This window comes from Priestia sp. YIM B13489, assembly GCF_042787645.1.
Classification (GTDB): Bacteria; Bacillota; Bacilli; order Bacillales; family Bacillaceae_H; genus Priestia; species Priestia megaterium.
In genome coordinates, this window is record NZ_JBHZOQ010000036.1 from 400,342 (window position 1) to 426,746 (window position 26,405).

The window sequence follows — 26,405 nt, forward strand, 5'->3', positions numbered from 1 at the left end:
ATTGGCATTTGATTCATTTCTTTTTGCATCGGCGGCATTCCGCCTTGCATTGGCATTTGATTCATTCCTCCATGCATCGACGGCATTGAATCTTTCATCTGCGGCATTTCTCCGTGGATTGGCATTTGATTTGCGCCTTCTTGCATCGGCATTGCCTGCATTTCTTTTGCAGAAGGCATAGGCGGCATTTTAGCAGGTTTAGGTGCTGCTTGCATATATGGATTGGATATCGGTTGTCCGGTTTGTTTCATTCCATACGAATTTCTCATTTTTAAGGGCTCCTTCCCATTCTCTTACTCTGTTTACGTTATTCTTTTTACCATCAATCTGAAATTCGTCCATAAGAAAATAGGCCTTCTACACATTCAAAATTGTAGAACGTATAAGAAAAAAGCTATAATCGAGGCAAAATGCAGATAGAAAGGTGGCACATGATGAATAAAACCATTATCGTATGGATTCGAAAAGATTTTCGGCTGGTTGATAACCCAGCTCTATTTCACGCAGCTAAAGAAGGAATGGTTGTACCTGTTTATATCCATGACGACTATGAAGAAAGCTCAATGGGAAGTGCAAGTAAATGGTGGCTTCACCATGCGCTGAATGACTTTAAAACCTCGATCGAAAAAATAAAAGGAACGCTGATTGTACAAAAAGGAAACCCTAAAGATGTGTTGCAAAAATTACTCCATGAAACGAATGCACAAGATATTTATTGGAATAGACGCTATGAACCACATGCGCTAAAAAGAGATAAAGAGCTTCAAGCTTTTTTTTCAAAGCAACAAATAAATATTCGCACATTTGAGGGGTTTCTCCTTCATGAACCTTGGAAAATCACAAAAGAAAATGGAGATCCTTATAAAGTGTTTACAGCTTACTATAAAGCTTCTCAAAAACATTCAGTATCTTCTGCTGTAAAAAAAGTTACTTCCATACAGGCCTTCTCTAAACCGGTTGAATCTCTTTCAGTCTCAGATCTTGATTTACTTCCAAGCATACCGTGGGATGAAACGATTAAGTCGACGTGGGAAGCTACGGAAAAAGGCGCTATTAATGTGCTCAAAACGTTTTCAAAGAATAAGCTGCTTCATTATGAAAAAGGACGAGATTTTCCTTCTGAAGCATTAAATTCATTTCTATCTCCTTATTTGGCTACAGGACAGCTCTCGGCTCGAGTTCTTTATCATTATTTGAGAACTAAAGCTGAAAAAGTAGGTTCTGATGCTTTTGAACAGCAAGCTGAAATGTTTATTCGTCAACTTATATGGAGAGATTTTGCTTATCAGCTGCTTTATCATTTCCCGCACACTACAACTGAACCGCTTAATGAAAAATTCAAGCAATTTCAGTGGGCTGACGGCAATGAAGAGCTTCAAGCTTGGAAAAATGGAAAAACCGGCTATCCCCTTGTCGATGCCGGAATGCGGGAGCTGTGGGAAACAGGTTTTATGCACAATCGAGTTCGAATGGTAGCTGCTTCCTTTTTAGTAAAGCACCTTTTAATTCATTGGAAACACGGAGCAAATTGGTTTTTTGATACCTTAGTAGACGCAGATTTAGCTAATAACACAATGGGCTGGCAGTGGGTTGCAGGCTCGGGTGCAGACGCCGCGCCATATTTTCGTATTTTTAATCCAATTACTCAATCAGAAAAATTTGATAAAGAAGGAGAATATATTAAAAAGTGGCTTCCAGAACTTAAAGATATTCCATCTTCTTATATTCATAAACCTTGGGAGGCCCCAGCAGACGTATTAGAAAAAGCAAACGTTACACTTAATAAAACATACCCGGCTCCAATTGTCGATCATAAAGCAGCTAGAGAGCGAGCTCTAGAGCATTATCAGCATATCAAATAAGAGGCGTGATTTACCTCTTATTTGATATGCTGAATTTTTTAAACGTGTAAAAAATTCCCTTTCTTATCTATTTGCAACTAAAAACATGTATTTGAAATCTTTTTATAGGGTTTTCAAGCCCAATTCTCCTCTCTATAGCACATTTGATTTTTCATATTTTTTCCTATAATTTGAATATATAATAATGATTATATATGCTGGGGAACTCTCTCATTGCATAGATCTGATTGGAGTGATTCGATGCCCGTTTGTCCTTCTTGTAACTATAAGGAAGATTATAATTTTTGCAGAATGTGCGGTACTCAAGTTCGGCACACCTTCATCAATCAAGAAGATCAGCTTTTTTATCCATTAAAAGATCGAATCATTACGGATAATAATGAACCAAAGCATCAAGCTATTTTATCTCATACCCATGATTTAGTATGTGCTCTTACTGAAGATGGCATTTATGAATACGCTTCTCCTTCTTACGCTAAAACGTTAGGCGTTTATCCTGATGAACTTATTGGACAACATGTGCTTATCAATGCGTATCCCGAAGACAAACACATAATCTCGACTATTTTAGCTAACATGAGCAAAACAAAAGACGCCTCTACATTTGAATACCGAAAGTTTCATGTGAACGGCACCATCGTTTTATTAGAATGTAAAGGCGCTCCAATTATCACATCCACTGGAGAAATCGAAGGGTTTGTATTTGTCTCACGAGACGTAACAGAAAAAAGACAAGCAGAGAAAAAGATCCGAAATTCAGAAAAACTTTCTGTCATTGGTCACCTTGCTGCAAGTATCGCACACGAGGTTAGAAATCCTTTGACAACCATTAAAGGATTTATACAACTGTTCAGTGAGACACAGCAGCCGAAGAAAACAATGATTTATCAAGATCTCATTCAGCATGAACTTTCACAAATTGAACATATCATCACAGAGTTTATGAGTTTAGCTAAACAAGAATACGTATATACAGACAACCTTGTTATTACCGACTTGTTAGATGAGGTATTAAAGCAATTTGAACCGGCTACTGGAGTTAAAAACATCCACATCTTCCGTCATTATCCAAAAGAACATCCTCTGCTCGTTAGTGGGCAAAAAACACAGCTAACCCAAGTATTTATTCATATTATACAAAATGCCATTGATTCGATGGAAAGCGGCGGCAAGCTGGCGGTATCGATTGAAAAATCAGCTAGAGAAACGCTGTGCATTGTGATAAAAGACAATGGATGTGGAATTGATTCAAAGCGTATTCCTCATATAGGAGAGCCTTTTTATACAACAAAAGAACGAGGAATAGGCCTGGGACTAACAATTTGCAACAAAATTATTAACGAACATAATGGTTTTTTTCATGTATCCAGTGAAAAAAATGATGGCACAAGTATTACCATTACCCTTCCTATGAAAACGACTGAACTTTACGTAGTGGAAGCCTAAAAGAGAGGCTGAGACATAACTAAATCACTTCCATTTAAAGACGAACGAATTAGATAAATGCTCTAGTATAAATGGCCTTTTACACCGCTGCTGATATCCGTACAAGGTTTCGCTTTCCGCGGGGCCTAGACAAGCCCCCTCGTCGCTAGACTCCTGCGGGGTCTCATCTAGGCCGCTTTTCCCGCAGGAGTCTTCGCCTTGCCCTCCAATCAACTGCTAGAAGCAACTAAACAGATAAGACCTACGTTCACCATTCCAATAAAAAACGAACCACCAATCAAATATTTTGATCAATAGTTCGTCATTTATCTTGGCTAACATACTTTTATCCCAGCCTCTTTTTCCTTTAAAACAGCTGGCTGTACAGCTGATACTTATAAAGCATATAGAAACTTCCTATCACTGCCAGGTAAAAGATAAGAGTCTCTGCTCCGCTGCCTGTTTCATATGTTAAAGGAGGCTTAAACTTCTTCTTGCTAAGAGGTGAGAAAAAAGGTACCCCTCGTTTAGAAAAGAAATCTCCAAGAATATGAAAAGCGTATCCATAGGCTATTCCTAATGTAAAGTCGTTGTCATACATCGTATGTAAATAAAAAATAAGTCCGCTTGCAAGAATAGAATGCGTAATACCTCGGTGTCCAAAAATAGATTTAATTATTTTTGCGAGACCAAGAGATCTTCTACCAATATATGAATTTGGTTCATCAATATCAGGAAGCAGTGCTCCAATCGCGATGCCTACAACATAAGGAAATGTAAACGAAGCGTCTCCTGTTATAGCCACGCCGGCACCGGCAGCAATCGATGTTGCAATATGTGTGTGATATCTCAAATATGCCACCTTCTTTCTTTTTCAACTTAAGGCAAGCACTGTGATCAAAATCACACATACGTTCGCCCAACGTTAACTATAAGTGAAGGTGGTAAAAATGTCAAAATAATCTATGATTACGTAAGCTGCAGACCGACTAACCCGATAAGCATCACAAGAAAACTAATAAGAGTACCCTTTCCATTTTTCTTTGCTCTTCCATCTTTTTTGACGATAGAATAAATCCACGTACTCGAATACACAGCGAATCCAAGAAAACCAAATAACGTGATATATGTAAACATACCGAAACTCCTTTGCTTGTCATTACTATTAACTATACGAGATTTTATAAAAAAAACAAAGTAGTATGACGGCTTGTTTAATATCTCTTTCTTTTTCTTATACTAGGAAGAGGAGGGATGGCTATGCAACAGAAGCAGCTGGAAGATATATTCGACTTCTATGGGTTAAGTGAGGTTTATCACGGCAATTTCGAGGATGTTGAACATCACTGGTTATTTAAAGACGTGGAGGCAGCTATACTTGAAGATTTTTTTAACTCTCACGATTGCGAAGATCTCGAATGCTGTACTCTAGAAGAATTTTGTTTTTTATTTATGAATTTCCAATCCATACATGCACAAATTCCCCACGTGTACTATTACTAAAAAAGTGATTTCGCAGGAAAGCGAAATCACTTTTTGTTAAAAGCCTAAAGAAATATATTTTACTTCTAAATATTCTTCAATTCCGTAATGTCCGCCTTCACGTCCAAGTCCACTTTCTTTAAAGCCGCCAAACGGCGCTTGTGGTGTAGAAGGTAGTCCATCATTTAGCCCTACAATACCATATTCTAAAGCTTCAGCAATACGAATAGCTTCTGAAATATTTTCAGTGAACACATAGGCCGCTAATCCGTAAGGCGAGTTATTTGCACGGCGAATAACTTCTTCTTCTGTTTGATACGTCGCAATTGGAGCAATTGGCCCGAATGTTTCCTCGTACATACAAAGCATATCGTCCGTTGCGCCATCTACAACCGTAGGTTCAACAAACAGTCCGCTTCCCTCTTCGCGTACAGCCCCTCCAGTTAAGACGTTTCCGCCTTTTGCTACAACATCATCTAAGTGGCGCTTTACTTTTGCTAACGCTTTTTCATCGATTAAAGGTCCGATATCCGTACCTTCTTCTAAGCCGTTTCCGACTTTCAGCTGACTAACAGCCGCTGCAAACTGCTCTGCGAACGGTTTAGCAACAGATTCGTGCACGTAGATGCGGTTTGTACATACGCATGTTTGACCAGCGTTGCGGAATTTAGAAGCAATTGCATTTGTTACTGCTTTATCTAAATCAGCATTTGCTGTTACGATAAACGGAGCGTGTCCGCCTAACTCTAAAGACACTTTTTTAACCGTATCAGCTGCTCCGCGCATTAACAGTTTACCTACTTCTGTAGAGCCCGTAAACGATAGTTTACGTACACGTCCATCTTGAAGCCACGCTTCTCCAATCGCTTTTGCATCTCCCGTAACTACATTAATTACGCCTTTTGGAATACCCGCTTCTTGTGCAAGCTCTGCTAGTCGAAGAGCCGTTAGTGGCGTTTGTTCTGCGGGTTTAATAACCGCTGTACATCCAGCTGCTAAAGCTGGCGCTACTTTACGCGTAATCATAGCTGCCGGGAAGTTCCAAGGCGTAATAGCTGCCATGACTCCCACAGGCTGCTTATGAGCAAATAATCGTTTATTAGGAGAAGAAGCTGGAATTGTTTCTCCGTAAATGCGCTTGCCTTCTTCTGCGTACCATGAAACAAATCCGTTGGCATAGCCAATTTCACCTTTTGCTTCTTTAAGAGGCTTACCTTGCTCAACTGTCATTATTTCAGCAAGTTCATCCGTGTGTTCTTCGATCAGCTGATGCCATTTAAATAATAATTTACCGCGCTCTTCTGCTGTTTTTTTAGACCATGTTTGAAACGCTTCATAGGCAGCATCTGCTGCTAGCTTCGCTTCTTTTTCTCCACCTTTTGCAACAGCAGCCACTACTTCATTTGTTGCTGGATTTACCACTTCATATGTATCATTTGCTGAAACAAATTCTCCGTTAATATATAAGTTTGCTTGCTTCATATTTCTTCACTCCCTGCTTAAATTTATCTACTCAATATTCTGTGCTGTCCGAAACGTACTTTCGAATTTTACGACTGGCTTGCGATTGGCTAATACCAAGCTGTTCTGCTACTTTGTAAGACGACCTATGCTGTTCAAACGCCTTTATGACCATCTCTTTTTCCACATGTTCAATCATTTCAGGAAGCGTATGCACAGGTGGATCGATAGCAAACTCTTTTGCAAAAGGCAAATCTTTAAGCGTAATCATTTCTTCCCCTGTAACAACCAGACGCTCAATGATATTTTCCACTTCACGAACGTTTCCTTTCCATTCTTGTCCTAAAAACGCATCTAACGCCTTTGGTGATAAACGTACATTACGTTCGTATACCGTATTAAAATGGTGAAGAAACTGATAGACAAGCGGCAGAATATCTTCTTTTCGCTCTCGTAAAGGAGGAATGGTAATGGGCACTACATTAAGTCGATAGTACAAATCACGTCTAAACTTTCCTTCTTCCACCATTTGTTCTAGATTTTGATTCGTAGCAGCAATAATTCGTACGTCTATTGATACTGCTCTTGTTGAGCCCACGGGACGAATTGTACGGTCTTGCAGCACGTGGAGCAACTTACTTTGTGCTGAAAGAGAAAGTTCACCAATCTCATCTAGAAAAAGCGTGCCTTCGTTTGAAAGCTCAATGATCCCTTTTTTCCCTTCTCGAAATGCTCCAGTGAACGTACCGCCTTCATAGCCAAATAGCTCTGATTCAATAAGCTGTTCAGGAAGCGCTGCACAATTAAGCTCATGATACGGCTGCTGTTTTCTTGTACTAAGCTGGTGAAGCAGTTTTGCCACTCTGCTTTTTCCTACCCCTGTTTCTCCAAGTAAAAGAACGGTTGTATTTACGGAAGCAACTCGTTGAATGGTTGAAAAAATTTTTTTCATCGCTTCACTTTTTGTCACGATGCCTTCTAAATCCACGGATTCGTTTAACTCTTTTTTATAGTTTTCAAGCTGTTCTTCCATCTCTTCTACTTTTCGTTTTAATTCCATTAAGTCTGTGAGATCCCGAGAATAGCTAATAACGCTTTTTAAATGCCCGTCGTTTGTAAATACCGGCCTTGTCCGCACGTGAAGATACCGGCCGGAGTTTGTTTTTTGAACCAATTCAATTGCTTGATTAGATTCAATCACTTTTAGCGTGGCCGAAGGATAAAAAATACCCATTTCCTGCAGTTCTTTTACGTGCTTTCCAATAAAATCTTCCACTTTCAAAGCATAGTTTTTTTCACACTCTGAATTTACAACTAACACATATCCATTTGCATCAGTTACGAAGATTTCATCAAATGATGACTCAAATATATCGTAAAGTTCGTCGTTAATTTGCTGAATATGCTTTTTATGAATGGTCATTTGAATCACCTTTTCGTCAAAAAATAATTATTATTTTATTTTATCAGAAAATGAAAAATCTATAAATAGAGTGTCCAAACATACCCATTCTTTGTGATTCATGAAGAATGAGTGAAGAGTTCTCTCTTCACTCATGCCTCAATTCCACTTACACTTCAACCGTTTGCTGTACGCTTGCTTCTAGTGCTGCTTCAAAAATAGCTAAGCCTTCTTCCAGCTGCTCATCTGTAATAACAATCGGCATTAAGATACGAAGAACGTTTCCAAATACTCCTGCGCTAAGCAGTAATAATCCACGGTTGTTTGCTTCTTTCACGATGCGCTGTGTAAGCTCTTTGTCTGCTTCTTTTGTTTTACGGTCTTTCACAAGCTCAATCGCAGACATCGCTCCTAATCCGCGAATATCACCGATACAGTCATATTTTTCTGCTAGTTTTTCAAATCGTGATGTTACCACTTTTCCAAGGTACTCACCGCGTTCATTTAGTTTTTCTTCTTCAATGATATCAAGTACAGCTAAAGCTGCTTCACATCCAAGAGGACTTCCGCAATAAGTTCCGCCAAGCTCACCAGGATTAGATTCATCCATGATTTCAGCACGGCCAATGACACCGCTGATTGGTACGCCAGCTCCTAGTGATTTTGATACCGTAATTAAATCAGGCTCAACGTCAAAATGTTCAATACCGAAGTAGCGGCCTGTACGTGCAAATCCTGCTTGAATTTCATCTGATACAAATAAAATTCCGTGCTCTTTACATAATTGATACACTTCTTGCACAAAACGTTTACCTGGAACAATGAAACCACCTTCACCTTGAATCGGCTCCATTACAACAGCTGCAATCGTTTCCGGTGCTACTTCTGTATTTAAGAAGTTTTTGAATTCTGTAATCATGAAATCTTCGTATGCTTCAACTGATAACCCTTGTGGACGGCGATACTCATAAGGATATGGAGCTTTGTATACTTCAGGAGCAAACGGTCCAAATTCATATTTATATGGTTTTACTTTACTTGTCATTGTCATTGTCATTAATGTACGACCATGGAAACCGCGGTTAAAGGAAATAATTCCTTGGCGCTTTGTATATTTACGAGCAATTTTCACTGCGTTTTCTACAGCTTCTGCTCCGCTATTTAAAAGTAATACTTTCTTGTCAAATTCACCCGGTGCAATTGCTGCTAATCTTTCTGCAAGCTCTACGTATGACTCATACATCATTACGTTAAATCCCGTGTGAATAAAACGGTCTACTTGTTTGTGAAGCGCTTCTTTTACTTTTGGATGACTGTGTCCTACATTGATTGTGCCAATTGCGCCTACGAAATCAATAAACGTATTGCCATCGACATCTTTAACGATCGCCCCTTCAGCCGTATCAGCAAATGTCGGAATGCCATAACTTACACCTTTCGGAATGGCACGGTGTCTTCTATCTAATAATTGCTTTGCATTTTCTCCCGGTAAATTTGTTGCTACTTTGCTAAAAGTTTGACTCATTTTTTATCTTCCTCTCATATTAAATAATTCTTCAATTAGTTTATATGCAAAAAACGTGCCAACTTTTAAAAAGCTGAAAAATAAGCATTTTTAGATAATTCTAACGATATTTGAATCATCAATAAGTCTATATAGACTTATTGATAAGTCAAAAAAGACTTTCCTCTCGCATAAAGTACAGGAATTTTATATTGCCATAAAAGGAACAAGGCTTTTATAATAAATGTATAAATATAGTAATGTTAGGATTGACCTCTTTATAAAGGAGTGAAAAATATGCTAGAGGGCTGGTTTTTATGGGTTATTTTATTTTGGGTGGTCTTTTTAATGAGCATGTTTGCTATCGGCGGATTTTTTATGTTCAGGAAATTTTTAAAGCGCTTACCAAAAGAAGACGGCATGTCTGAGCTTGATTGGCAAGATCACTATCTTTCCAAAACCGTCCACCTTTGGTCAGCGGATCAAAAGCAGCTATTAAACGTTCTTGTTGAACCAGTACCTGAACTATTTCGCGATGTAGCCAAACAAAAAATCGCGGGAAAAATTGGGGAACTCGCAATTGAGGAACAAGCAGCCTCTATAACGGAAGACTTAATCGTACGCGGATACATTTTAGCTACGCCTAAACGTGATCATAAATTTTTATTAAAAACATTAAAAAAGCAAAAAATAGATGCCGTCCCTTATCAGCATTTATTTTAAACTAAAAAAGGTGGCTGCGCAGCCACCTTTTTTAGTTTAATATCGTTGTATTAGCAAGACGATCATTATGCAGCTTTCGTTCGAGCTTTTTGTACGATGTGTACATAGCAATGCGCCACGGTACAATCATACCAAATGCTAAAATCCAGAACATACCGCCAAGCTGGCCAACATCAATTGAAGAACTTAAATATATTTTCATTGCAATTCGAATAATAAGCAAACCAATAATAATGAATGCAAAAGCTTTTGAACGCTTCAAGTAAATATGATCGTCACGAATTTCAAATTTAGACGTTTTAATTAACAGGATTGAGAAAATCATGCCTGCTATTAACGCCTCAAGCAGTTCTGCACCCGTTACTCGAAACATTGGAAAGATAAACATTAACGCTCCCGTACTCATAAAAAAAGGCGGGAGTATAATTTTTTTTGCATTCGTTGGTTTATCAGCAGCTTTCATTCGAACAACTAATATGAAAGAAGCCATAAAAATTGCGACAAGTGTTGAAGCAATAACCAATGAAATCCTTCCTTTACTATAGTTTAGTGTTTACTTATATTATAATCCAAAAAACATCAGAAGTAAAAGTGCAACAAAAAAACAGAAGAGGATCTCTTCTGTTTTTATTTAGTAGAGGTGATATCTGCTTTTGCTTTTTGCTTTTGTTTTTGCTTTTTCATTGCTTTTAGTAAGAACCCGCCTTTAAATTTACGCGGCTCGTATGAAATAATGAAAGCACGAGGCTCATATTCTTCAATGAATGCTAATAGCTCTTCTTCTCTACTTCTTTTTGTTAAAATGTCTAATCTATAGCGTGCACTGTCTCTTCCTTCTCCTTGATAAACAGTAACACCAAAACCTTCTTGTCGAAGGCGGTTAATCAACTCTTCATTTTTGGTCATAAGGTTAACTAAGAATGTTGTATATCCGATAGCAAGTCTAGATTCGATATAACTTCCAAGAATAATTCCCACTCCAAACCCAACTGCATATACAACCATAGCAAGCGTGCTTTGATCTCCTGAAAATACAAGAGATAAGCCGAATACATAAATTAACGCTTCAACAAATCCAAAAACCGAGGCATACATACTCATACCTTTGACTAAAAAAATTGTGCGCAGCGTCAAGATCGGTACATAGATCAGTTGCAAAAGCAAGATTAACAAAATATCTTTCAATTTATACACCTCTTTTTAACAATTAAAAATATGACGATTTCATTGTATCACTCCGTATTTATAGAAGATATAGTAAAAATAAATTTTTTCTATATATTTTTTACATCATATTCTTGTATATTTCCTAAGAGCAAAAGTAACTATTTTATCTTTTGAAAAATAAAAAGAATCTGCCAATTATCAGATTCTTTTTTTATCATTTTCCCTTTTTAAAAGCCCGTAAACCCTCCAAATACGCTCGTTGTATAAATAATAATTTTTGTCATCCAGTCAAAATACAAAATAAATCCCATACCAATCATTGCATATCCGCCAACTTTCATCATGGAATTCATATGTTTTTTTAACCAGTTCATTTTCCCGATAAAAAACGTCATAATAAAAAATGGAATAGAAAACCCAAGTGAATAAGCTATCATATACAAAAGACCGGAGCCTGGGTTTGTCGCTGCAAGGGCCATAACCGATACTAAAATAGGGCCCGTACACGGAGTCCAGCCGGCAGCAAAAGCCATACCAATAAAAGAAGAACCTAAGAGTCCAGCCGGCTTATTTGCGAATTTAAGCTTGTGTTCCTGCATAAGAATTCGGGGCTTAAAAATTCCTAGTACAACTAGACCAAAGAAAATAATAAGAATAGCGCCAATCTGCCGAATTAAATCCTTATAGTTAAAAAACCACTGACCAATAAAAGAAGTAGCAAAGCCAATCATAATGAAAATAACAGAAAACCCCAATAGAAAAAATGCTGTGTGAATAAAAGCTTTGCGCTGATGTGACTTAGCGCCTTCCTTTAGCTCGCTAACTGACACTCCCGTTATGTACGATAAAAAAGCTGGGTACAAAGGCAAACAGCAGGGTGAAATAAACGATAAAAACCCCGCGCCGAATGCCAAAAACAAATTTAAATCTCCCACATTTCCCACTTCCCTTTTTTGTTCTTTTTCGTTACCATTTTGTAACCAAATTGTCTTATCTCACTTCTTTCAAATAGTACCATTATCTTGTATAATTAGGTAAACGACTTGTTAGAAGGGATACATAGCATTGGCCAAAAAAGATATTCTATTAGCGATTGAAAAGAAACGAGAAGAACTCATCCGCATAGTCCGAGTAAGTGGATTAAACTCTCCACCTGCTATTAAACATAGTCAAGAATTAGATCATTTATTAAACGTTTACAATGAATTCCCTGCTCAAACAACAGAAACAACCTCTTCATGAAGGTTGTTTCTTTTTTTACCTTCACTCTATCAATTCTGTATAAATCTCTTTTACTCCTGTTTCTTTGCTGAAATTCTCTTCTTTTTCACTGTGCTGAAGCTGATACATATTATAGTACAAACCGCCTTTGTTTAGCAGTTCAGTATGTGTGCCTTTTTCGACGATTTTTCCTTTATGCAGTACTAAAATACAGTCGGCGTGTTGAATAGTGGATAAACGATGGGCAATCGCAATTGTTGTACGGCCTTTTCCCATATCTCTTAACACTTCTTGAATCGCTTCTTCTGTTTCTGTATCAATGTGTGCTGTTGCTTCATCAAGAATAAGGATTTTAGGATTCCGGATGACCGTTCTTGCAAATGCTAAGAGCTGACGCTGGCCGCTTGATAAAGTGGAACCTCTTTCGACTAGCACTTCATTATACTTATTAGGAAGGGCTTCGATAAATGCATGAGCTTGCACAAATTCCGCCGCTGCTTTTACTTGTTCATCAGAAAAATGGTCTTCGTGCAGCGTAATATTTCGTTTTACGGTATCTGCAAATAAAAAGGCATCTTGAAGCACTAGCCCTACCTCATCTCGAAGCTGTTTATTTGAAAAAGACGATAGCGGTTTACTATCGATCAAAATGTCTCCTTTTTGCTGCTCATAAAAACGCATTAATAAATTAATGATGGAGCTTTTTCCGCTTCCCGTATGGCCTACTAAAGCCACTGTTTCTCCTTCGTTTACCGTAAACGATATATCAGAAAGTACATCTCGAACACCGTCATAGGAAAACGTTACGTTTCTGAATTCTACCGTTCCTTTTTGTACCCCCTGCTTTTGTTCTCCTGTCATGACTGGATTTTTTTCTTTTTCATCCATCAAGTTAAACACCCGAGAGGCTGATACCATCGCTTGCTGATACATAGAGAGACGCTGCATCATTTCATTAACAGGCTCAAAAAAACGATCCAAGTAGTTGATAAACGCGTAAAGAACACCAATTTTAACAGGACTGTCAGCTACGGAAACACCAAAATAACTGAGCACAAGAATAACGGCTAACATGTAAAGAATTTCGACTGCCGGTCTTAGCAGCAAACCATCTAACTTAATATTGCGCATCCCCGCTTTGTAATGCTCATCATTGATTTCTTCAAATTCCGAGCGCAGCCGCTTTTCTTGACGAAATAACTGAATAATAGACATGCCTTGCAAAGACTCATGAAGCTTGGCATTTAACTGGCTTAGCTTTTCTCGAAGCTGTCCGTAGTAAATAGCGCTGTAATGCTGATAAAGCTTCATAAGTCCCCAAATGAACGGGAGAAGAACTAAACAATAAAAAGCCAGCTTCACATCTAGCATAAACATGGCTATAAAAATACCGACCAAAAATACCCCATTTTGAATAAAAACCGCGATGACTTCCACAAACATTTCTTTCATGGCTTCCGTGTCATTTGTAATTCGAGATACCAGGCTTCCTGTTGGCGTGTTGTCAAAAAAGCGAAGAGCCAGGCGATGAACATGAGAAAAAACGTCAATTCGAATCTGCTGAATAATTTGAAGCGCAATTTTTTGGAACTGCAGAAGCTGAAAGTATTGAACGAAAATTTTTAAAAGCTGTAAAAGCAAATAACTGCTTGCAAGCCACACAAGAGGCTGAAGAGGCAAATACTTAGGAGTTAAATAATCGTCAATGAAAATTTTAATCAAAATGGGCCCTAATAAATCCGCAGCCGTAGCAATTAATAATAATGTGAACGCTAAAAAAAATGATTTTTTATGCGGAATTGTATAGCGAAACAGACGTTTATGTACCGAAGAATGCTCAATTTTCATTTTTCGTCTCTCCTTCTTCTACCGCACGTTCAAGCTGCTGTCTATCGTACATATCCTGGTACCAGCCGCTCACGCTAAGCAGTTCCTCATGAGTTCCTCGCTGAATAATTTTCCCTTTATCAAGTACAAGAATCAGGTCTGCATGAGTAACCGAGCTCAGCCGATGCGCTGTAATAATCGTTGTTCGATTTTGACGTTTCTGCTTCAGCGCTTGTAAAATACGCGCTTCCGTTTTTCCATCTACCGCTGATAGCGAGTCGTCTAAAATTAAAAGCTCAGGATCTAATAGAAGAGCTCTTGCAATCGAGATACGCTGTTTTTGTCCACCCGATAACGAAACGCCTTTTTCACCTACTATTGTTTGATAGCCATCCGTAAAATCGAGGATGTCTCTATGTACATTGGCAACTTTAGCCGCTTCTTTAACTTCTTGATTGCTTGCTTCTTTTTTTCCAAACGCGATATTATCAGCAACTGTTGTTGAAAACAAAAAGTGATCTTGAGGAACATACCCAATGCTTTGGTACAATGAATCAAAAGCATAGTCTTTAATGTCTTTTCCTCCCCATAAAACAGCTCCGTCGCTTACATCAAATTCACGAAGCAGCAGCTTTAAAAGCGTGGTTTTCCCAGCTCCCGTCTTTCCGACAATACCTAACGTTTGACCGCGAGAAAGTGTAAAATAAATTTCGTTTAACGTATATCCGTTTTCTTTACCATACGAAAACCTCTGAATAACAGCTTCAATATTTCCTGTTGGCATTTCAACACTGGGATGCGCTGCTTCTTCAATCGAATTTTCTTCTTTTAATAAAGAAAATACCCTGTCATATGATGCTCTTCCTCGTTCCACAATGTTAAATAGCCAGCCAAACGCGAGCATCGGCCAAATAAGAAGGCCCAAATAAGTTGTAAAGGTAACAAGCTGCCCCAGTGTCAACTCTTCACTAATAACCATCTTGCTGCCAAAAATAAGAGCAAGTAAAAAAGAAAGTGCTACAATAATCGAAATGGTCGGATCAAACAATGCATCTACTCGGGCTACTTTCATGTTCTTTTGCACAACATCTGCAGACTTGATGCGAAATTCTTCGACATCAGCTGCTTCTTCCCCAAACGTCTTAATGACTTTAATTCCGCTAATGCTTTCTTGAACCTTATCATTTAAAGTAGAAAATGCTGCTTGTGCGTGATGAAACCGCGCATGAAGCAATGTACCATAGTAACTCGTTAAAACGGCCATAAGCGGCATAGGAATAAGGCAAATAAGCGTTAATTTCCAGCTGATTGTGAGGGCCATTGTGCATAGAACAAGCCCTCCTGTGACAATGGAATCCACGAGTGTCAAAACGCCCGAACCTGCAGTTTGTTGAATAGCTTGAATATCGTTTGTTGCATGGGCCATCAAATCCCCAATTCGCCGCCGTTGATAAAAGGCCTGATTCATCTTGGTAAAATGAGTGTAGAGGGTATTTCTCAGCTGCTTGGCTAGTTTAACAGATGAACCAAATATCATAATACGCCATATGTATCTTGTGAAATAGGCCACAACAGCAGCTCCTAGCAAAATTCCAACCATCTGCATTAAGCGCTTTCCATTCAGCGTCCCTTCTTTAATGCCATCTACCGTTAAACCAATAATTTTAGGCGGGAGAAGTTCTAATGCTGCCACAATAATGAGCAACGCTATCCCCGTTATGTAAGACTTTTTTTCCTGTTTGAAAAACCACCATAACTCTCGAAAAATTTTCATCGTATCCCCCTAACCCCACAACCATTTTCTTATCTCTATCATAAAACAAAAGACACCCTTCTGAATAGAGAGTGTCTGTCCAATTAACCATTATTTAATTTGGCCGTTCATTGCTTTCATCATTTGGTTAATTTTTTTCTGCGATGGTTTCATGCCCATTTGCATCATCATCATTTTTAACATTTGTTCATTAATTGGTGGATTTTTCTTCAGATAGCTCATCATATACTTACGAGCAATGAAAAATCCTAGCGCTATCCCAACAATTAATGCTAGAACACCAACTAGAATATACATTCCCATGGTATTACTTCCTCCTTCGTGTTGTCTAACTTACAGTGTACTAGACCATACGCTATTATACAATATTTCCGTTCCAATTTCCTTAAATAATTACACAAATTTTCTTGTTTTCACAGGCCTCAGCCAGCCGTATTCATCCGTTCCATAATTCACTGCTAAAAAACAAGGATCTAGCTTGCGTAATACTTCAAAAAAAGCTGTCTCAGCATCAACATTGCCATCTCCTTCAATTGTTATACAGCGATTCGTTAATTTTATAGATGCTCGACTTTTTTTATGAGGATATTCCAGCACAAACGTCTCTTGATGAGTAAAAAAATGAGGATAATGAGAAAACGCCTGAAGCAATTCTCGTTGAATAAATGAAATGGGCAGTTGGCGAGTAATGTAATGAACTTGTTTTTGTAAGTGCGTTTCCTGCAAGTGACGTTTCATTCTATATTCAATCAGCAGCTGATAAATGAGCTTTTCTCTTCGAAAATAGGATGATGCAACTTCTTCCTCCATTAAATATACTTCATACGTTCTCACGATTCATCCTCCCTTTCGGCTCGTTCTTTTTTGTACCATTATACCGAATGGTGTACGCAATGCTTGTCTATCGATGAAAAAATTCCTTTGTTTTTTTGTCGAAAAAAAGAGCAGACCACAGGAGTCTGCTCTTTCTTATGAAAAAGAATTATGCATTAAGCAAGCTTTTCACTTTTGCTACTACATTTTCAACTGTAAAACCAAATTCTTTCATGATTGTTTCACCAGGAGCAGATGCACCGAAGTGATTAATACCAAGAACTTGTCCTTCGTCTCCAACATAGCGTTCCCAGCCAAGTGTAGAAGCCATTTCAATACCTAAACGTTTTTTCACTGATTTAGGGATAACACTTTCTTTGTACTCAGCAGATTGCTCTTCGAAACGATCCCACGCAGGCATACTTACTACAGATACATCAATGCCTTCTGCAGCTAATGCTTTTTGTGCTTCTACTGCTAGGCTTACTTCAGAGCCTGTTGCAAGTATTAACGCATCCGCTTGGTCTTTACCAGCTTTAGATACAACATATGCACCTTTAGACACGCCTTCGTATGCATTTTCTTTTGTACCTTCAAGCGTTGGCAAGTTTTGACGAGTCAATACAAGCGCCGTTGGGCGGTCAGTTGACTCTAATGCTAAGCGCCATGCAGCAGCTGTTTCATTTGCATCTGCAGGACGAACCACTGAAAGACCTGGCATTGCACGAAGTGATGGCAATTGTTCAATTGGCTCATGTGTTGGGCCGTCTTCTCCAACTGCGATACTGTCATGTGTGAATACATATGTTACAGGAAGCTTCATTAAAGCTGCTAAGCGAATTGCTGGGCGAAGATAATCAGAGAATACAAAGAATGTTCCTCCGAATACTTTTACACCGCCGTGTAGAGCCATACCGTTTAATGCAGCTCCCATTGCAAATTCACGTACACCGAACCAGATATTACGTCCGCTGTAATCAGCTGCAGTGAAGTCTTCTGAACCTTTAATCATTGTTTTATTTGAGCCAGCTAAGTCAGCTGAACCGCCGAAGAATTGAGGTACAGCTTGTGCTACTGCGTTTAATACTTCTCCAGAAGAAGCACGGCTAGCTAGGCTTGAACCCGTTTCGTATGCTGGAAGCGTTTCTTCCCAGCCTTCCGGTAACTTTCCTTCTACTGCCAGTTCAAATTGACGACCTAGTTCAGGGTATTTTTCTTTATACTGTGCAAATACATCGTTCCATTCGTTTTCTTTCTTTTGGCCATCTTCAGCAATTGTAGCTTTGAAGTGAGCATACACTTCTTCTGGCACATAGAAATCTTCTTCAAATGTCCATGCATAAGCTTCTTTTGTTAATTTTGTTTCATCGGAACCTAATGGAGAACCGTGCACGCCAGAAGTACCCGCGTGGTTTGGAGAACCAAATCCGATTGTTGTTTTTACTTCAATTAGCGTCGGGCGTGTTAAATCGCCTTTTGCTTCTTCAATTGCGTTTGCAATCGCTGTCAAGTCATTGCCGTCTTCAACGCGGATTACTTGCCATCCGTAAGCTTTGAAACGATCTTCTACGTTCTCAGAGAACGAGCGATCTAAATCTCCGTCTAAAGAAATATCATTTGAATCGTATAAAACAACTAAACGTCCTAATTTTAAGTGTGCTGCTAATGAAGCTGCTTCAGCAGATACACCTTCCATTAAGTCTCCGTCACCACAAATACCATACGTAAAGTGGTCTACAATTTCTAAACCTTCTTTGTTGTATGTTTCAGCTAAATGACGTTCTGCCATTGCTTTACCAACAGCCATTGCAATACCTTGTCCTAGTGGACCAGTTGTTGCATCAACACCTGCTGTATGACCGAACTCTGGATGACCTGGTGTTTTACTTCCCCATTGACGGAAGTTTTTAAGGTCTTCAATTGATAAGTCATATCCAGCTAAATGAAGCAAGCTGTATAATAGTGCCGATCCGTGTCCTGCTGATAATACAAAGCGGTCACGGTTGAACCAGTTTGGATTCTTTGGATTGATGTTCATAAATTTTGTCCACAATGTATATGCCATTGGAGCAGCTCCCATTGGCATACCTGGGTGACCTGAATTTGCTTTTTCAATCGCATCGATTGATAAAGTACGAATTGTTGCAATCGAAAGATCTTCAATACGTTGTGTCATACTCTTCATTCCTTTCAAAACTATGTACATATGTTATCATACTAATGATTTGCTTATTTGTACAATACTTGAACCAAAAAATTTTCCACTTTTACAGTTTTTGTGTGCCTTATTAAAAATATACAAAAAACTAGAAGGAACACTCCCTCTAGTTTTACTAGAACGTCTTAGTGAAGACGCTTCTTTTTACTCTCTTTTAACTTCTTAGGCGTAACATCTTTACCTTCTTCGTCCACAACTTTAATCGTATGAAGGTGATTTGTCATAGATTGTCGGAAAACTTTTAAATATTCCTGACGTAGCTCTTGCTGTTCTTTCGCTTCAGATTCTGTCAGACCTTCAGCCTTTGCCTTTTTTGAAAGAGCATTAATACGAGCAAGTTTATCTTTTGATAGCATATAAAACCTATCTCCTTATAATCAATAATTAAAATTACCGAACCGTTCCGGCAACATGTAGTCATCTTACTAAATCTCTTTCGTTTTATCAAGAGATTGAGCATTCTCTTGGTATTCTTGATAGCGGCGATGTACCGTCGCTTTTGAAATATTATAGCCAAAACCTTTTAGCGTAACTGAAATTTCAGCAAAGGTTAAGCCGTTATGACGAAGACGGACAATTTCTTCAATTGGCGCTTCTTTTTTTTCTCTTCCCGAGTTAACTCCTTGATTTTTTAAATTTTGCTGCGGACGATAACCGTTTTCTACAGCTCTTTTCATTCCTCTTTTAATTTTAGCATTATGTAATTTCCGCTGATGCTCTTCCACTAAGCTAATAATATCTAACACCATTGAATCAGATTCTGAAAGCTGAAGCTGGCCTTGATGACTAATCGTATAGATGGTAGCATTTTCTTTATGAAAAGCATGAAGCAGCGCAATTCGAGCATTTCCTCTGCCTAATCGTGTTTCATCTTGAATAAGCAACACAGATATTTTTTCTTCTTTCATTGTATGAAGAACATCCAAAATACCCTCTCTGTCTACTTCATATCCGCTTGCTTTTTCCATTACGACTTTTTTTACGTCTAGATGGTGAAGAGCAGCAAGCTTTTTTAATTCTTCTTGCTGGCGCTGTAAAGATGTTTCTTGGGTTTTTTTATCCGTACTGACACGGCAATAAATAATGGCATCCACTTTTATCACGACCTTTTCGGCTTTTAACAATATTCAGGAACGGCCGTTACACACTACTGTTCAATTGCCACTTGATTATGTAACTCTTTTTTTAAAACAGGAATATATAATTTATCTCCAGGAGATAAAGACTGGGCAGTGTCTGAGTTTAAATCATTGACGTCTTCAACCCATTTGACAAATTCATTGGTGGTCAAATGATGGTGATTATGATACTTGTTGGACAATTCCCAAAGCGTATCTCCTTTTGTAATAGTAACCGTTGAATATTTGTCTAAATCTACTTTATCCGCTCCTAAAACCAGCGTCAATACATATGTAAGTGCAGCGATAACTGCAAAAAAAATAGCGTAATGTTTCATAGAATGTAAGAATTGTTGCATATTATGATCCCCCTGTCAGAATATATGTTCTTATTTTATTGAGAACATTTGTTTCTGTCAATGGAATTCTTCGAACTTATGTTTGTATATTGACACATCACGTGGTATAATTCACCTAAAGAATAGCTAAAATCGAGGTGAAAAATATGAAGCTATCAAAACGTCAACAAGACATACTAGATTTTATTAAGCATGAAGTAAAATTAAAAGGTTATCCGCCTTCTGTTCGTGAGATTGGGGAAGCGGTAGGATTAGCCTCTAGCTCCACTGTACACGGGCATTTAGCTCGTTTAGAAAGCAAAGGGTTAATTCGCAGAGATCCGACAAAACCAAGAGCAATCGAAGTTCTTCAACTAGACGAAGTAAACATCCCTAAAAGCAATGTCATTAATGTTCCTGTTATCGGTAAAGTAACAGCGGGTCTGCCTATAACAGCTGTTGAAAATGTGGAAGAATATTTCCCTCTTCCAGATAAATTCGTTTCTCCAGATGATCATGTATTTATGCTTGAAATTATGGGAGAAAGTATGATTGAAGCAGGTATTCTAGATGGCGATATGGTAATCGTACGTCAGCAGCAAACAGCTAATAATGGAGATATTGTGGTCGCTATGACCGAAGACAACGAAGCAACGGTAAAACGTTTCTTTAAAGAAGAAAATTTCGTTCGTTTACAGCCTGAAAATTCAACGATGGCGCCTATTATTCTTCGCCACGTAACGATTTTAGGAAAAGTAACTGGTGTATATCGCACGATTCACTAATCAGACACTGTATGTAAAACCAACTAATGATGATGTTAGTTGGTTTTTTTTACGTTTGTTTTCTAAAAAAATTGGCATATTATAAATGATACGTTGAATCATTGCAGGCAGGTAGAACGGTTTTTATAAAGCTTGTTTTACCTTTTACTTTCTACCTGCATTTCCTCGACTCTTACAAGGAAATACAACCGACCATAAGAAGGATGTAGTTTATGACCAATACACCAAGGAAAACAGAACCATTTCAAACCATTGTACCTACCAAAGCAATGAACATGTTTCTTTTTCCTTTTTCCTTTGACCGAAAAAATAAAGAGCAGCTTGTTCATGCGCTGAAAGCAAATTTGTTCGAGTTTTTCTCCATTCAAAACAAACATTTAGAAAAAGAATACTACGGAGAACAATATTACGTATCTCATGATAGCCTGGATCAATATTTTCTTCCTTACATTGAATGCATTCTATTCCCTGACTCGTGCGAAAAAGAAGGGTTGCTTCGATTTTCAAAAAAAATAGACCATGCCATTACGTTACACACTTCCTCCACCACCGTGTCTAGCAACGTGCTGTCTGTGGATGTTTTTTTATGTCCTTTTGAAATTGGCGTCATGACCATTCGCACTGAGATGAGCCATAATCATTACACCTATGATGATATTTTAGAGTTCATGAATCATTTTCGTGTATTAGAACCGAAGCTTGCTGAAGAGCATGGATCCACCATTACCTATGAACACCACCGCTATAGCAAAGTACAAGATTATATTTTTTCACAGCTCGCGCCATTTTTGAACAAACACATCAAGAAAGAAGCCACACGTAAACAGCATGTGGGGAGCCTTCCTTATTTTATCGATGAACGGATGTTTGTGTTAAGTTATGTAACGGTAAATCAAGAGCAAGAGATTAATTCCACAACTTTATTTCGTACTGGACAGCTAAATAGCTATATGCCTGACGGGAAAGCGTTTATTTCTGCACACAATCATGAGTATATTAAAACGTATAATACTAAACACGTGTATTCCAGATGGGCTCCTGAAACCTATTACGTCATAACAGACCATGTGTTTTCATGTATTTCTAAATCGACAGACTCTAAAACGGATCAGCTTTTGATGAATCATCTATTTGGCCAGCATTACTATAATTTATTTTTACATTTTTTCTATAAAATCGTGTTGCTAAAACTATCTTATGAGTATTCTCAGCTCACGTTTCATAAAAATTCAGAGGGCATTGAACGACTAATCCGCTCTATTACCGTGTTCTCAGGTAAATATTTATTTTTAGAAATTAGCTCTCGCACAGAAGGTCAAGAGTTTTCTGAGCTCTTTAAAAAAATCTTCCATATCAATTCTCTTTATCAAGAAGTCAAAGAAACTCTTGGTACTTTGTACCAAAATCAAGAGAAAATCGCAGCTAAGCGTCACAATTACTTATTATTAATTTTAACGATTTACACGGTTCTTTCCGGTATTTACGGAATGAATTTAGTTATTAGCAAACTAAAGGGAAACATCAATTGGGATAGTATGAAGCAGTTTTCTATCTTTGAATATATCGCTTTAATAGTAGCTCTATCAGGAATTCTGATCAGCATTAGTCTCGGAGTGAGTTCCCTATGGAATTTATTAAAAGATCGGTTTAAAACATAAAAGCTGTTCGCATCAGAAAACACATGATAAAAAAGAAGAGATTGAGACATAACTAAATCAAGCGAATCTATAGGGGAACAAATGGAATAAATAAGCTAGTAGGGATTGCTTGTTACACCGCTGTTGACTTCCGTGCAAGACTTCGCTTTCCGCGGGCGGTGAGCCTTGCCCTCCAATCAACCTCTAAAAGCAACTAAAAACACGAAACCTACGTTCACCATACCAATGAAAAAATCCGAACGAATTGGATTCTCCGTCAAGAACCTCGATTCATCGTTCGGATCTTCTTCAATTAAAATAATTTTGTCCTAACCTCTTCTTTTTATTCTTTTTGAAGCTGTAAATCACTTGGCGCCCAGTCCGGAATTCCATCATCTTCATCAAATTCAATAATGACATCCGTTACTCCTTTTTCCTGTAAAATACGATTTTCCAGACGATCTTTAATATCATCAGCTTCTGCCACTGTTAAAGAAGGATCAATTTCTACTTTTAATTCAACGTGAAGCTCTTCTCCTTCTTTCATCACCATTAACGTTTGAATATCACGCACTTGTACATCTTGCATGACAATCGCGCCAATTTTTATTTCCATTTCTTTATCTGCTTCACCTAGCGCTCCAGCAGCATTATCTAAAAATACTCGTCCTACTACAAAAAACATCATAAGCCCAATCAAAATAGAAGCAATTCCTTCAGCTTGGTGAAAAGGTGTAAACCGTGAAATGAAAACGGCTATTAACGCCAATACGCCTCCTCCAGTAGCTACCAGATCTTCCATAAAGACCAGCTTGGTTGCCGGCTTTGCTTTCTTTAAATGAACAAAGCTTTGCGTAAAAACATTGACCTCTGCGGTATTCATTCCGACATCGTGCAAAATTTCTTTCATCGCCTTAAATAGGACAAACATCTCAAGTAACACCGAGATGCCAAGTACTGCAATATTTAAAATAAAGCCTGAAGACTTCGTGGGATGAAGAATGTGGTGATATCCTTCTTTAATCGTTTCAAACGCCATAATCCCTACTACAAGAACCGCTCCTAATAGAACGAGATTAACCAATCGGCCGAAACCATTTGGAAATCTTTTGGTCGGGGCTTTTTTACTTAATGCCGAACCTATAAAGACAAAAAACTGATTAGCTGCATCTCCTAAGCTGTGCATCGTTTCAGCAAACATTGCTACATTCCCTGTTAAAGCGAAAGCAATTCCTTTAATGATAGAGATAATGGTATTAACTACAGCGGCCATGATGGCCGATTTATTTCCCTTTCGCAACAATTTAATTAATTCACTCATACAATCCCTCCGTTTGCGCCTTTGATGAGATTCGATTACGGTTAGTGTATGTGAATTTAAAAATTAAAAACCTCCAACATACAAGTTGGAGGTTTTTAGTCATGTTTCATTATTTTTTAAAACGGTACGGTACAGTTGTAACAATTACATTTTTACGGTAAAGCAAATGTGCTTTTAACAGCAGACTGGACTGATTGTGAAGGATATTTTGCCAGCTTTTTTTCGTAATGAATTGCGGAATAACGACCGTAATAGCCATATTATTTTCCCGGGCTTTTTCCTCAGCCATATCGATGAATCGAAACAGCGGCCGCACTAAGCTGCGGTATTGAGAATGAAACGTAACAATACGAATATCAGGCTGCCACTTCTCCCACTTCTCTTCCATTCTCTTTTCGCTTTCTCGATCAAAGGCTACATGCACTGCAATAACGGTATCGCCAATCGTTCTTGCATAATTTAATGAATTTTCTACTACCTTTGTCATTCCTGCTACAGGAACAATGACCACACTTCCTTCAAGCTTTCCAATCTTTTCTCCTTGCTTAATGCGAAGCTGCTCTCCTACCGCTTCATAATGCGTATGAATGCGATGAAAAATATAGACAATAACCGGTAAGAAAATGAGCACGGACCATACTTGTGAAAACTTCGTTGTAAACAAAATAATTAGCACAGTTAAGGTAATGAGGGCACCAATTAAGTTAATGGTTAGCTTCCCTTGCCAACCGGCCGGCTTTTCTCTAAGCCATTTGACAATCATGCCTGTTTGAGAAAGCGTAAATGGAATAAACACCCCGACTGCATAAAGAGGAATTAATTGTTCAGTCGCTCCTTTAAAAGCTACAATTAAGACAATAGAAGCAATTCCAAGGGTCACAATTCCATTTGAATAGCCTAGTCGATCGCCACGAATTTGAAACATTCTTGGCATGTATTTATCAGACGATAAGTTGACAGCCAGCAAAGGGAAAGCTGAAAAGCCCGTATTCGCCGCTAGCACTAGAATTAGAGCTGTTGTGCCTTGAATAAAATAATAAAATCCATTTCGCCCAAACACACTCGATGCAATTTGTGATACAACCGTTTCATCTGCTTTTGGAGAAATGCCAAGCCAATAAGCTAAAAACGTGATGCCAGAAAATAAAACGGCTAAAATACCGCCCATCAGCATTAATGTATGAACAGCATTTTTTGCACCTGGCTCTTTAAAGTTAGGCACTGCATTTGAAATAGCTTCTACACCTGTTAATGCTGAACAGCCTGACGAAAAAGCTTTTAATAATAAAAACAAACTAATACCTGGCACTACTGTACCGAGAGAGGGATGAAGCTCAGGTGAAACTTGACCTGTCGCTATTTTAAACAAGCCTACCGCTATTAACAAAATAAGAGCAATAACAAATAAATAAACCGGATAAGCTAATACAGAAGCGGATTCTGTTACACCACGTAAATTTAAGACGGTAATAAAAATCACCAGCAAACACGCAATTACTACATTGTAATGATGCAGCGTTGGAAAAGCCGAAGTTAAAGCATCGGTTCCTGCTGAAACGCTCACAGCAACTGTTAAAATATAATCCACCAACAGTGATCCTCCAGCTATAAGCCCAGGATTTTCTCCTAAATTGGTTTTCGAAACAATATAAGCTCCTCCGCCTTGCGGATACGCATAAATAATTTGACGATACGAAAGAATTAAAGCCGTGAGCAGAACCAATACCCCAAGCGCAATTGGAATCGAATACCAATAGGCAAGAACGCCGACTGTTGCAAGTACAATCAAAATTTGTTCTGTTCCATAAGCCACTGAAGATAAGGCATCTGATGATAAAATAGCCAGCGCTTTAAGCTTACTAAGCTTTTGATCGCCTAACTCTTTTGTTTTAAGCGGCTTTCCAATCAATAATCGTTTGAGAACTGAATAGTTCACGTAATTTCCCTCCGATGATTGCTTAGCTACTATTTACTGTTCATTGCTAAGCTCCGTTACAAGTTCACGAATAAGTGATATTACTCCTAAAAAATACCTTTTTATGTTAAAAAAGCGCACAAAAAAAACACTAAGGGTTCTCAGCGTTTTTACACAGCTTAAACCTCCTCTCCAAAACGCTTATGGGGTTAGCTGTCGGATTCGGGCTATGAGAGTAGCCCTACCTTTAAAAAAGGATTCACCCCAAGTGACAATGCACAAATTTGGGTCCCCCACTTCTGACGAATTAAGCGATAACAGGTCAATATAATTTTCGGTTAAAGGGTATGATCGATAACATGTTTCTTTCATAACTATCCTTTGTTCTTAGATAATATACTCCCGTACAAAT

General features: G+C 38.3%; 25 protein-coding genes and 1 riboswitch. Of the genes, 7 read left to right on the top strand and 18 right to left on the bottom strand.

Going from position 1 to position 26,405, the window contains the following annotated elements:
• Nucleotides 1-434: 434 nt before the first annotated feature.
• Together ACFX4W_RS03910 and ACFX4W_RS03915 are read left to right on the top strand one after the other, a co-directional pair.
• Nucleotides 435-1,862 (top strand): cryptochrome/photolyase family protein, encoded by a 1,428-nt coding sequence (locus ACFX4W_RS03910; RefSeq protein WP_080781560.1) that lies wholly within the window; start codon nucleotides 435-437, stop codon nucleotides 1,860-1,862.
• Nucleotides 1,863-2,075: 213 nt separating this feature from the next.
• On the top strand, nucleotides 2,076-3,308 hold the full coding sequence (locus ACFX4W_RS03915) for an ATP-binding protein (RefSeq protein WP_241771331.1): 1,233 nt from the start codon (nucleotides 2,076-2,078) through the stop codon (nucleotides 3,306-3,308).
• Between the two features lie 346 nt (nucleotides 3,309-3,654).
• Here ACFX4W_RS03915 and ACFX4W_RS03920 read toward each other — a convergent pair whose 3' ends face one another.
• The gene (locus ACFX4W_RS03920) at nucleotides 3,655-4,140 is read right to left on the bottom strand and encodes a metal-dependent hydrolase (protein WP_043976585.1); all 486 of its coding nucleotides are present in this window, start codon (nucleotides 4,138-4,140) and stop codon (nucleotides 3,655-3,657) included.
• A 116-nt stretch (nucleotides 4,141-4,256) separates the two neighbouring features.
• Entirely contained in the window at nucleotides 4,257-4,424 is a 168-nt protein-coding gene (locus ACFX4W_RS03925; RefSeq protein ID WP_014458527.1) for a hypothetical protein, read from the bottom strand.
• 117 nt (nucleotides 4,425-4,541) lie between these two features.
• Here ACFX4W_RS03925 and ACFX4W_RS03930 point away from each other — a divergent pair, with 117 nt between their 5' ends.
• A complete protein-coding gene (locus tag ACFX4W_RS03930; RefSeq protein WP_157842230.1) occupies nucleotides 4,542-4,790 on the top strand; it encodes a hypothetical protein in 249 nt (82 codons plus the stop codon).
• Between the two features lie 36 nt (nucleotides 4,791-4,826).
• On the opposite strand, the gene ACFX4W_RS03935 is transcribed toward ACFX4W_RS03930, so the two are convergent.
• From ACFX4W_RS03935 to gabT, 3 genes are all read right to left on the bottom strand, one after another.
• Nucleotides 4,827-6,251, bottom strand: coding sequence for an NAD-dependent succinate-semialdehyde dehydrogenase (locus ACFX4W_RS03935; protein WP_043976581.1), 1,425 nt, complete (start codon nucleotides 6,249-6,251; stop codon nucleotides 4,827-4,829).
• A gap of 31 nt (nucleotides 6,252-6,282) precedes the next feature.
• Nucleotides 6,283-7,653, bottom strand: coding sequence for a sigma-54 interaction domain-containing protein (locus ACFX4W_RS03940; protein WP_043976580.1), 1,371 nt, complete (start codon nucleotides 7,651-7,653; stop codon nucleotides 6,283-6,285).
• A 148-nt stretch (nucleotides 7,654-7,801) separates the two neighbouring features.
• On the bottom strand, nucleotides 7,802-9,157 hold the full coding sequence (gene gabT / locus ACFX4W_RS03945; RefSeq protein WP_043976578.1) for a 4-aminobutyrate--2-oxoglutarate transaminase: 1,356 nt from the start codon (nucleotides 9,155-9,157) through the stop codon (nucleotides 7,802-7,804).
• A 276-nt stretch (nucleotides 9,158-9,433) separates the two neighbouring features.
• Between gabT and ACFX4W_RS03950 the strand changes: the two genes are divergently transcribed.
• Entirely contained in the window at nucleotides 9,434-9,859 is a 426-nt protein-coding gene (locus ACFX4W_RS03950) for a DUF2621 domain-containing protein (protein WP_013058765.1), read from the top strand.
• Nucleotides 9,860-9,890: 31 nt separating this feature from the next.
• Here ACFX4W_RS03950 and ACFX4W_RS03955 read toward each other — a convergent pair whose 3' ends face one another.
• The 3 genes from ACFX4W_RS03955 to ACFX4W_RS03965 form a co-directional block, all read right to left on the bottom strand.
• Complete coding sequence (locus ACFX4W_RS03955; RefSeq protein WP_013058766.1) at nucleotides 9,891-10,382, bottom strand: CcdC family protein; 492 nt, start codon at nucleotides 10,380-10,382, stop codon at nucleotides 9,891-9,893.
• A gap of 104 nt (nucleotides 10,383-10,486) precedes the next feature.
• Nucleotides 10,487-11,044 (bottom strand): DUF2179 domain-containing protein, encoded by a 558-nt coding sequence (locus ACFX4W_RS03960; RefSeq protein WP_013058767.1) that lies wholly within the window; start codon nucleotides 11,042-11,044, stop codon nucleotides 10,487-10,489.
• A gap of 209 nt (nucleotides 11,045-11,253) precedes the next feature.
• The gene (locus tag ACFX4W_RS03965) at nucleotides 11,254-11,961 is read right to left on the bottom strand and encodes a cytochrome c biogenesis CcdA family protein (RefSeq protein ID WP_034649306.1); all 708 of its coding nucleotides are present in this window, start codon (nucleotides 11,959-11,961) and stop codon (nucleotides 11,254-11,256) included.
• A gap of 130 nt (nucleotides 11,962-12,091) precedes the next feature.
• On the opposite strand from ACFX4W_RS03965, the gene ACFX4W_RS03970 reads away from it, so the two are divergent.
• Complete coding sequence (locus tag ACFX4W_RS03970) at nucleotides 12,092-12,268, top strand: aspartyl-phosphate phosphatase Spo0E family protein (protein WP_013084718.1); 177 nt, start codon at nucleotides 12,092-12,094, stop codon at nucleotides 12,266-12,268.
• 21 nt (nucleotides 12,269-12,289) lie between these two features.
• Here the strand turns inward: ACFX4W_RS03970 and ACFX4W_RS03975 are convergent, their stop codons facing one another.
• The 8 genes from ACFX4W_RS03975 to yneA form a co-directional block, all read right to left on the bottom strand.
• Complete coding sequence (locus ACFX4W_RS03975) at nucleotides 12,290-14,095, bottom strand: ABC transporter ATP-binding protein (RefSeq protein ID WP_043976575.1); 1,806 nt, start codon at nucleotides 14,093-14,095, stop codon at nucleotides 12,290-12,292.
• Nucleotides 14,085-15,848 (bottom strand): ABC transporter transmembrane domain-containing protein, encoded by a 1,764-nt coding sequence (locus ACFX4W_RS03980; RefSeq protein WP_043976573.1) that lies wholly within the window; start codon nucleotides 15,846-15,848, stop codon nucleotides 14,085-14,087. The genes ACFX4W_RS03975 and ACFX4W_RS03980 overlap by 11 nt, the downstream gene beginning before the upstream one ends.
• Nucleotides 15,849-15,938: 90 nt before the next feature.
• Nucleotides 15,939-16,151: a YneF family protein gene (locus ACFX4W_RS03985; protein WP_013058772.1), complete on the bottom strand. Its 213-nt coding sequence runs from the start codon at nucleotides 16,149-16,151 to the stop codon at nucleotides 15,939-15,941.
• 90 nt (nucleotides 16,152-16,241) lie between these two features.
• The gene (gene sirA / locus ACFX4W_RS03990; RefSeq protein WP_013084721.1) at nucleotides 16,242-16,682 is read right to left on the bottom strand and encodes a sporulation inhibitor of replication protein SirA; all 441 of its coding nucleotides are present in this window, start codon (nucleotides 16,680-16,682) and stop codon (nucleotides 16,242-16,244) included.
• Between the two features lie 148 nt (nucleotides 16,683-16,830).
• Entirely contained in the window at nucleotides 16,831-18,837 is a 2,007-nt protein-coding gene (tkt, locus tag ACFX4W_RS03995) for a transketolase (protein WP_013058774.1), read from the bottom strand.
• Nucleotides 18,838-19,004: 167 nt separating this feature from the next.
• Nucleotides 19,005-19,235: a DUF896 domain-containing protein gene (locus tag ACFX4W_RS04000; protein WP_013058775.1), complete on the bottom strand. Its 231-nt coding sequence runs from the start codon at nucleotides 19,233-19,235 to the stop codon at nucleotides 19,005-19,007.
• Nucleotides 19,236-19,304: 69 nt separating this feature from the next.
• Nucleotides 19,305-19,973 carry a YneB family resolvase-like protein gene (locus tag ACFX4W_RS04005; RefSeq protein ID WP_043976570.1) on the bottom strand — a complete coding sequence of 223 codons (669 nt, stop codon included), beginning with the start codon at nucleotides 19,971-19,973 and terminating at the stop codon, nucleotides 19,305-19,307.
• Between the two features lie 53 nt (nucleotides 19,974-20,026).
• On the bottom strand, nucleotides 20,027-20,356 hold the full coding sequence (yneA, locus tag ACFX4W_RS04010) for a cell division suppressor protein YneA (RefSeq protein WP_013084723.1): 330 nt from the start codon (nucleotides 20,354-20,356) through the stop codon (nucleotides 20,027-20,029).
• A 146-nt stretch (nucleotides 20,357-20,502) separates the two neighbouring features.
• On the opposite strand from yneA, the gene lexA reads away from it, so the two are divergent.
• Nucleotides 20,503-21,120, top strand: coding sequence for a transcriptional repressor LexA (lexA, locus tag ACFX4W_RS04015; RefSeq protein ID WP_013058778.1), 618 nt, complete (start codon nucleotides 20,503-20,505; stop codon nucleotides 21,118-21,120).
• A 212-nt stretch (nucleotides 21,121-21,332) separates the two neighbouring features.
• On the top strand, nucleotides 21,333-22,778 hold the full coding sequence (locus ACFX4W_RS04020; protein WP_043976569.1) for a magnesium transporter CorA family protein: 1,446 nt from the start codon (nucleotides 21,333-21,335) through the stop codon (nucleotides 22,776-22,778).
• 322 nt (nucleotides 22,779-23,100) lie between these two features.
• Here ACFX4W_RS04020 and ACFX4W_RS04025 read toward each other — a convergent pair whose 3' ends face one another.
• Together ACFX4W_RS04025 and ACFX4W_RS04030 are read right to left on the bottom strand one after the other, a co-directional pair.
• Nucleotides 23,101-24,078, bottom strand: coding sequence for a cation diffusion facilitator family transporter (locus tag ACFX4W_RS04025; RefSeq protein WP_043976567.1), 978 nt, complete (start codon nucleotides 24,076-24,078; stop codon nucleotides 23,101-23,103).
• Between the two features lie 109 nt (nucleotides 24,079-24,187).
• Nucleotides 24,188-26,014 (bottom strand): APC family permease, encoded by a 1,827-nt coding sequence (locus ACFX4W_RS04030; RefSeq protein ID WP_013084729.1) that lies wholly within the window; start codon nucleotides 26,012-26,014, stop codon nucleotides 24,188-24,190.
• A 162-nt stretch (nucleotides 26,015-26,176) separates the two neighbouring features.
• Nucleotides 26,177-26,317, bottom strand: a riboswitch (cyclic di-AMP (ydaO/yuaA leader).
• Nucleotides 26,318-26,405: the final 88 nt, after the last annotated feature.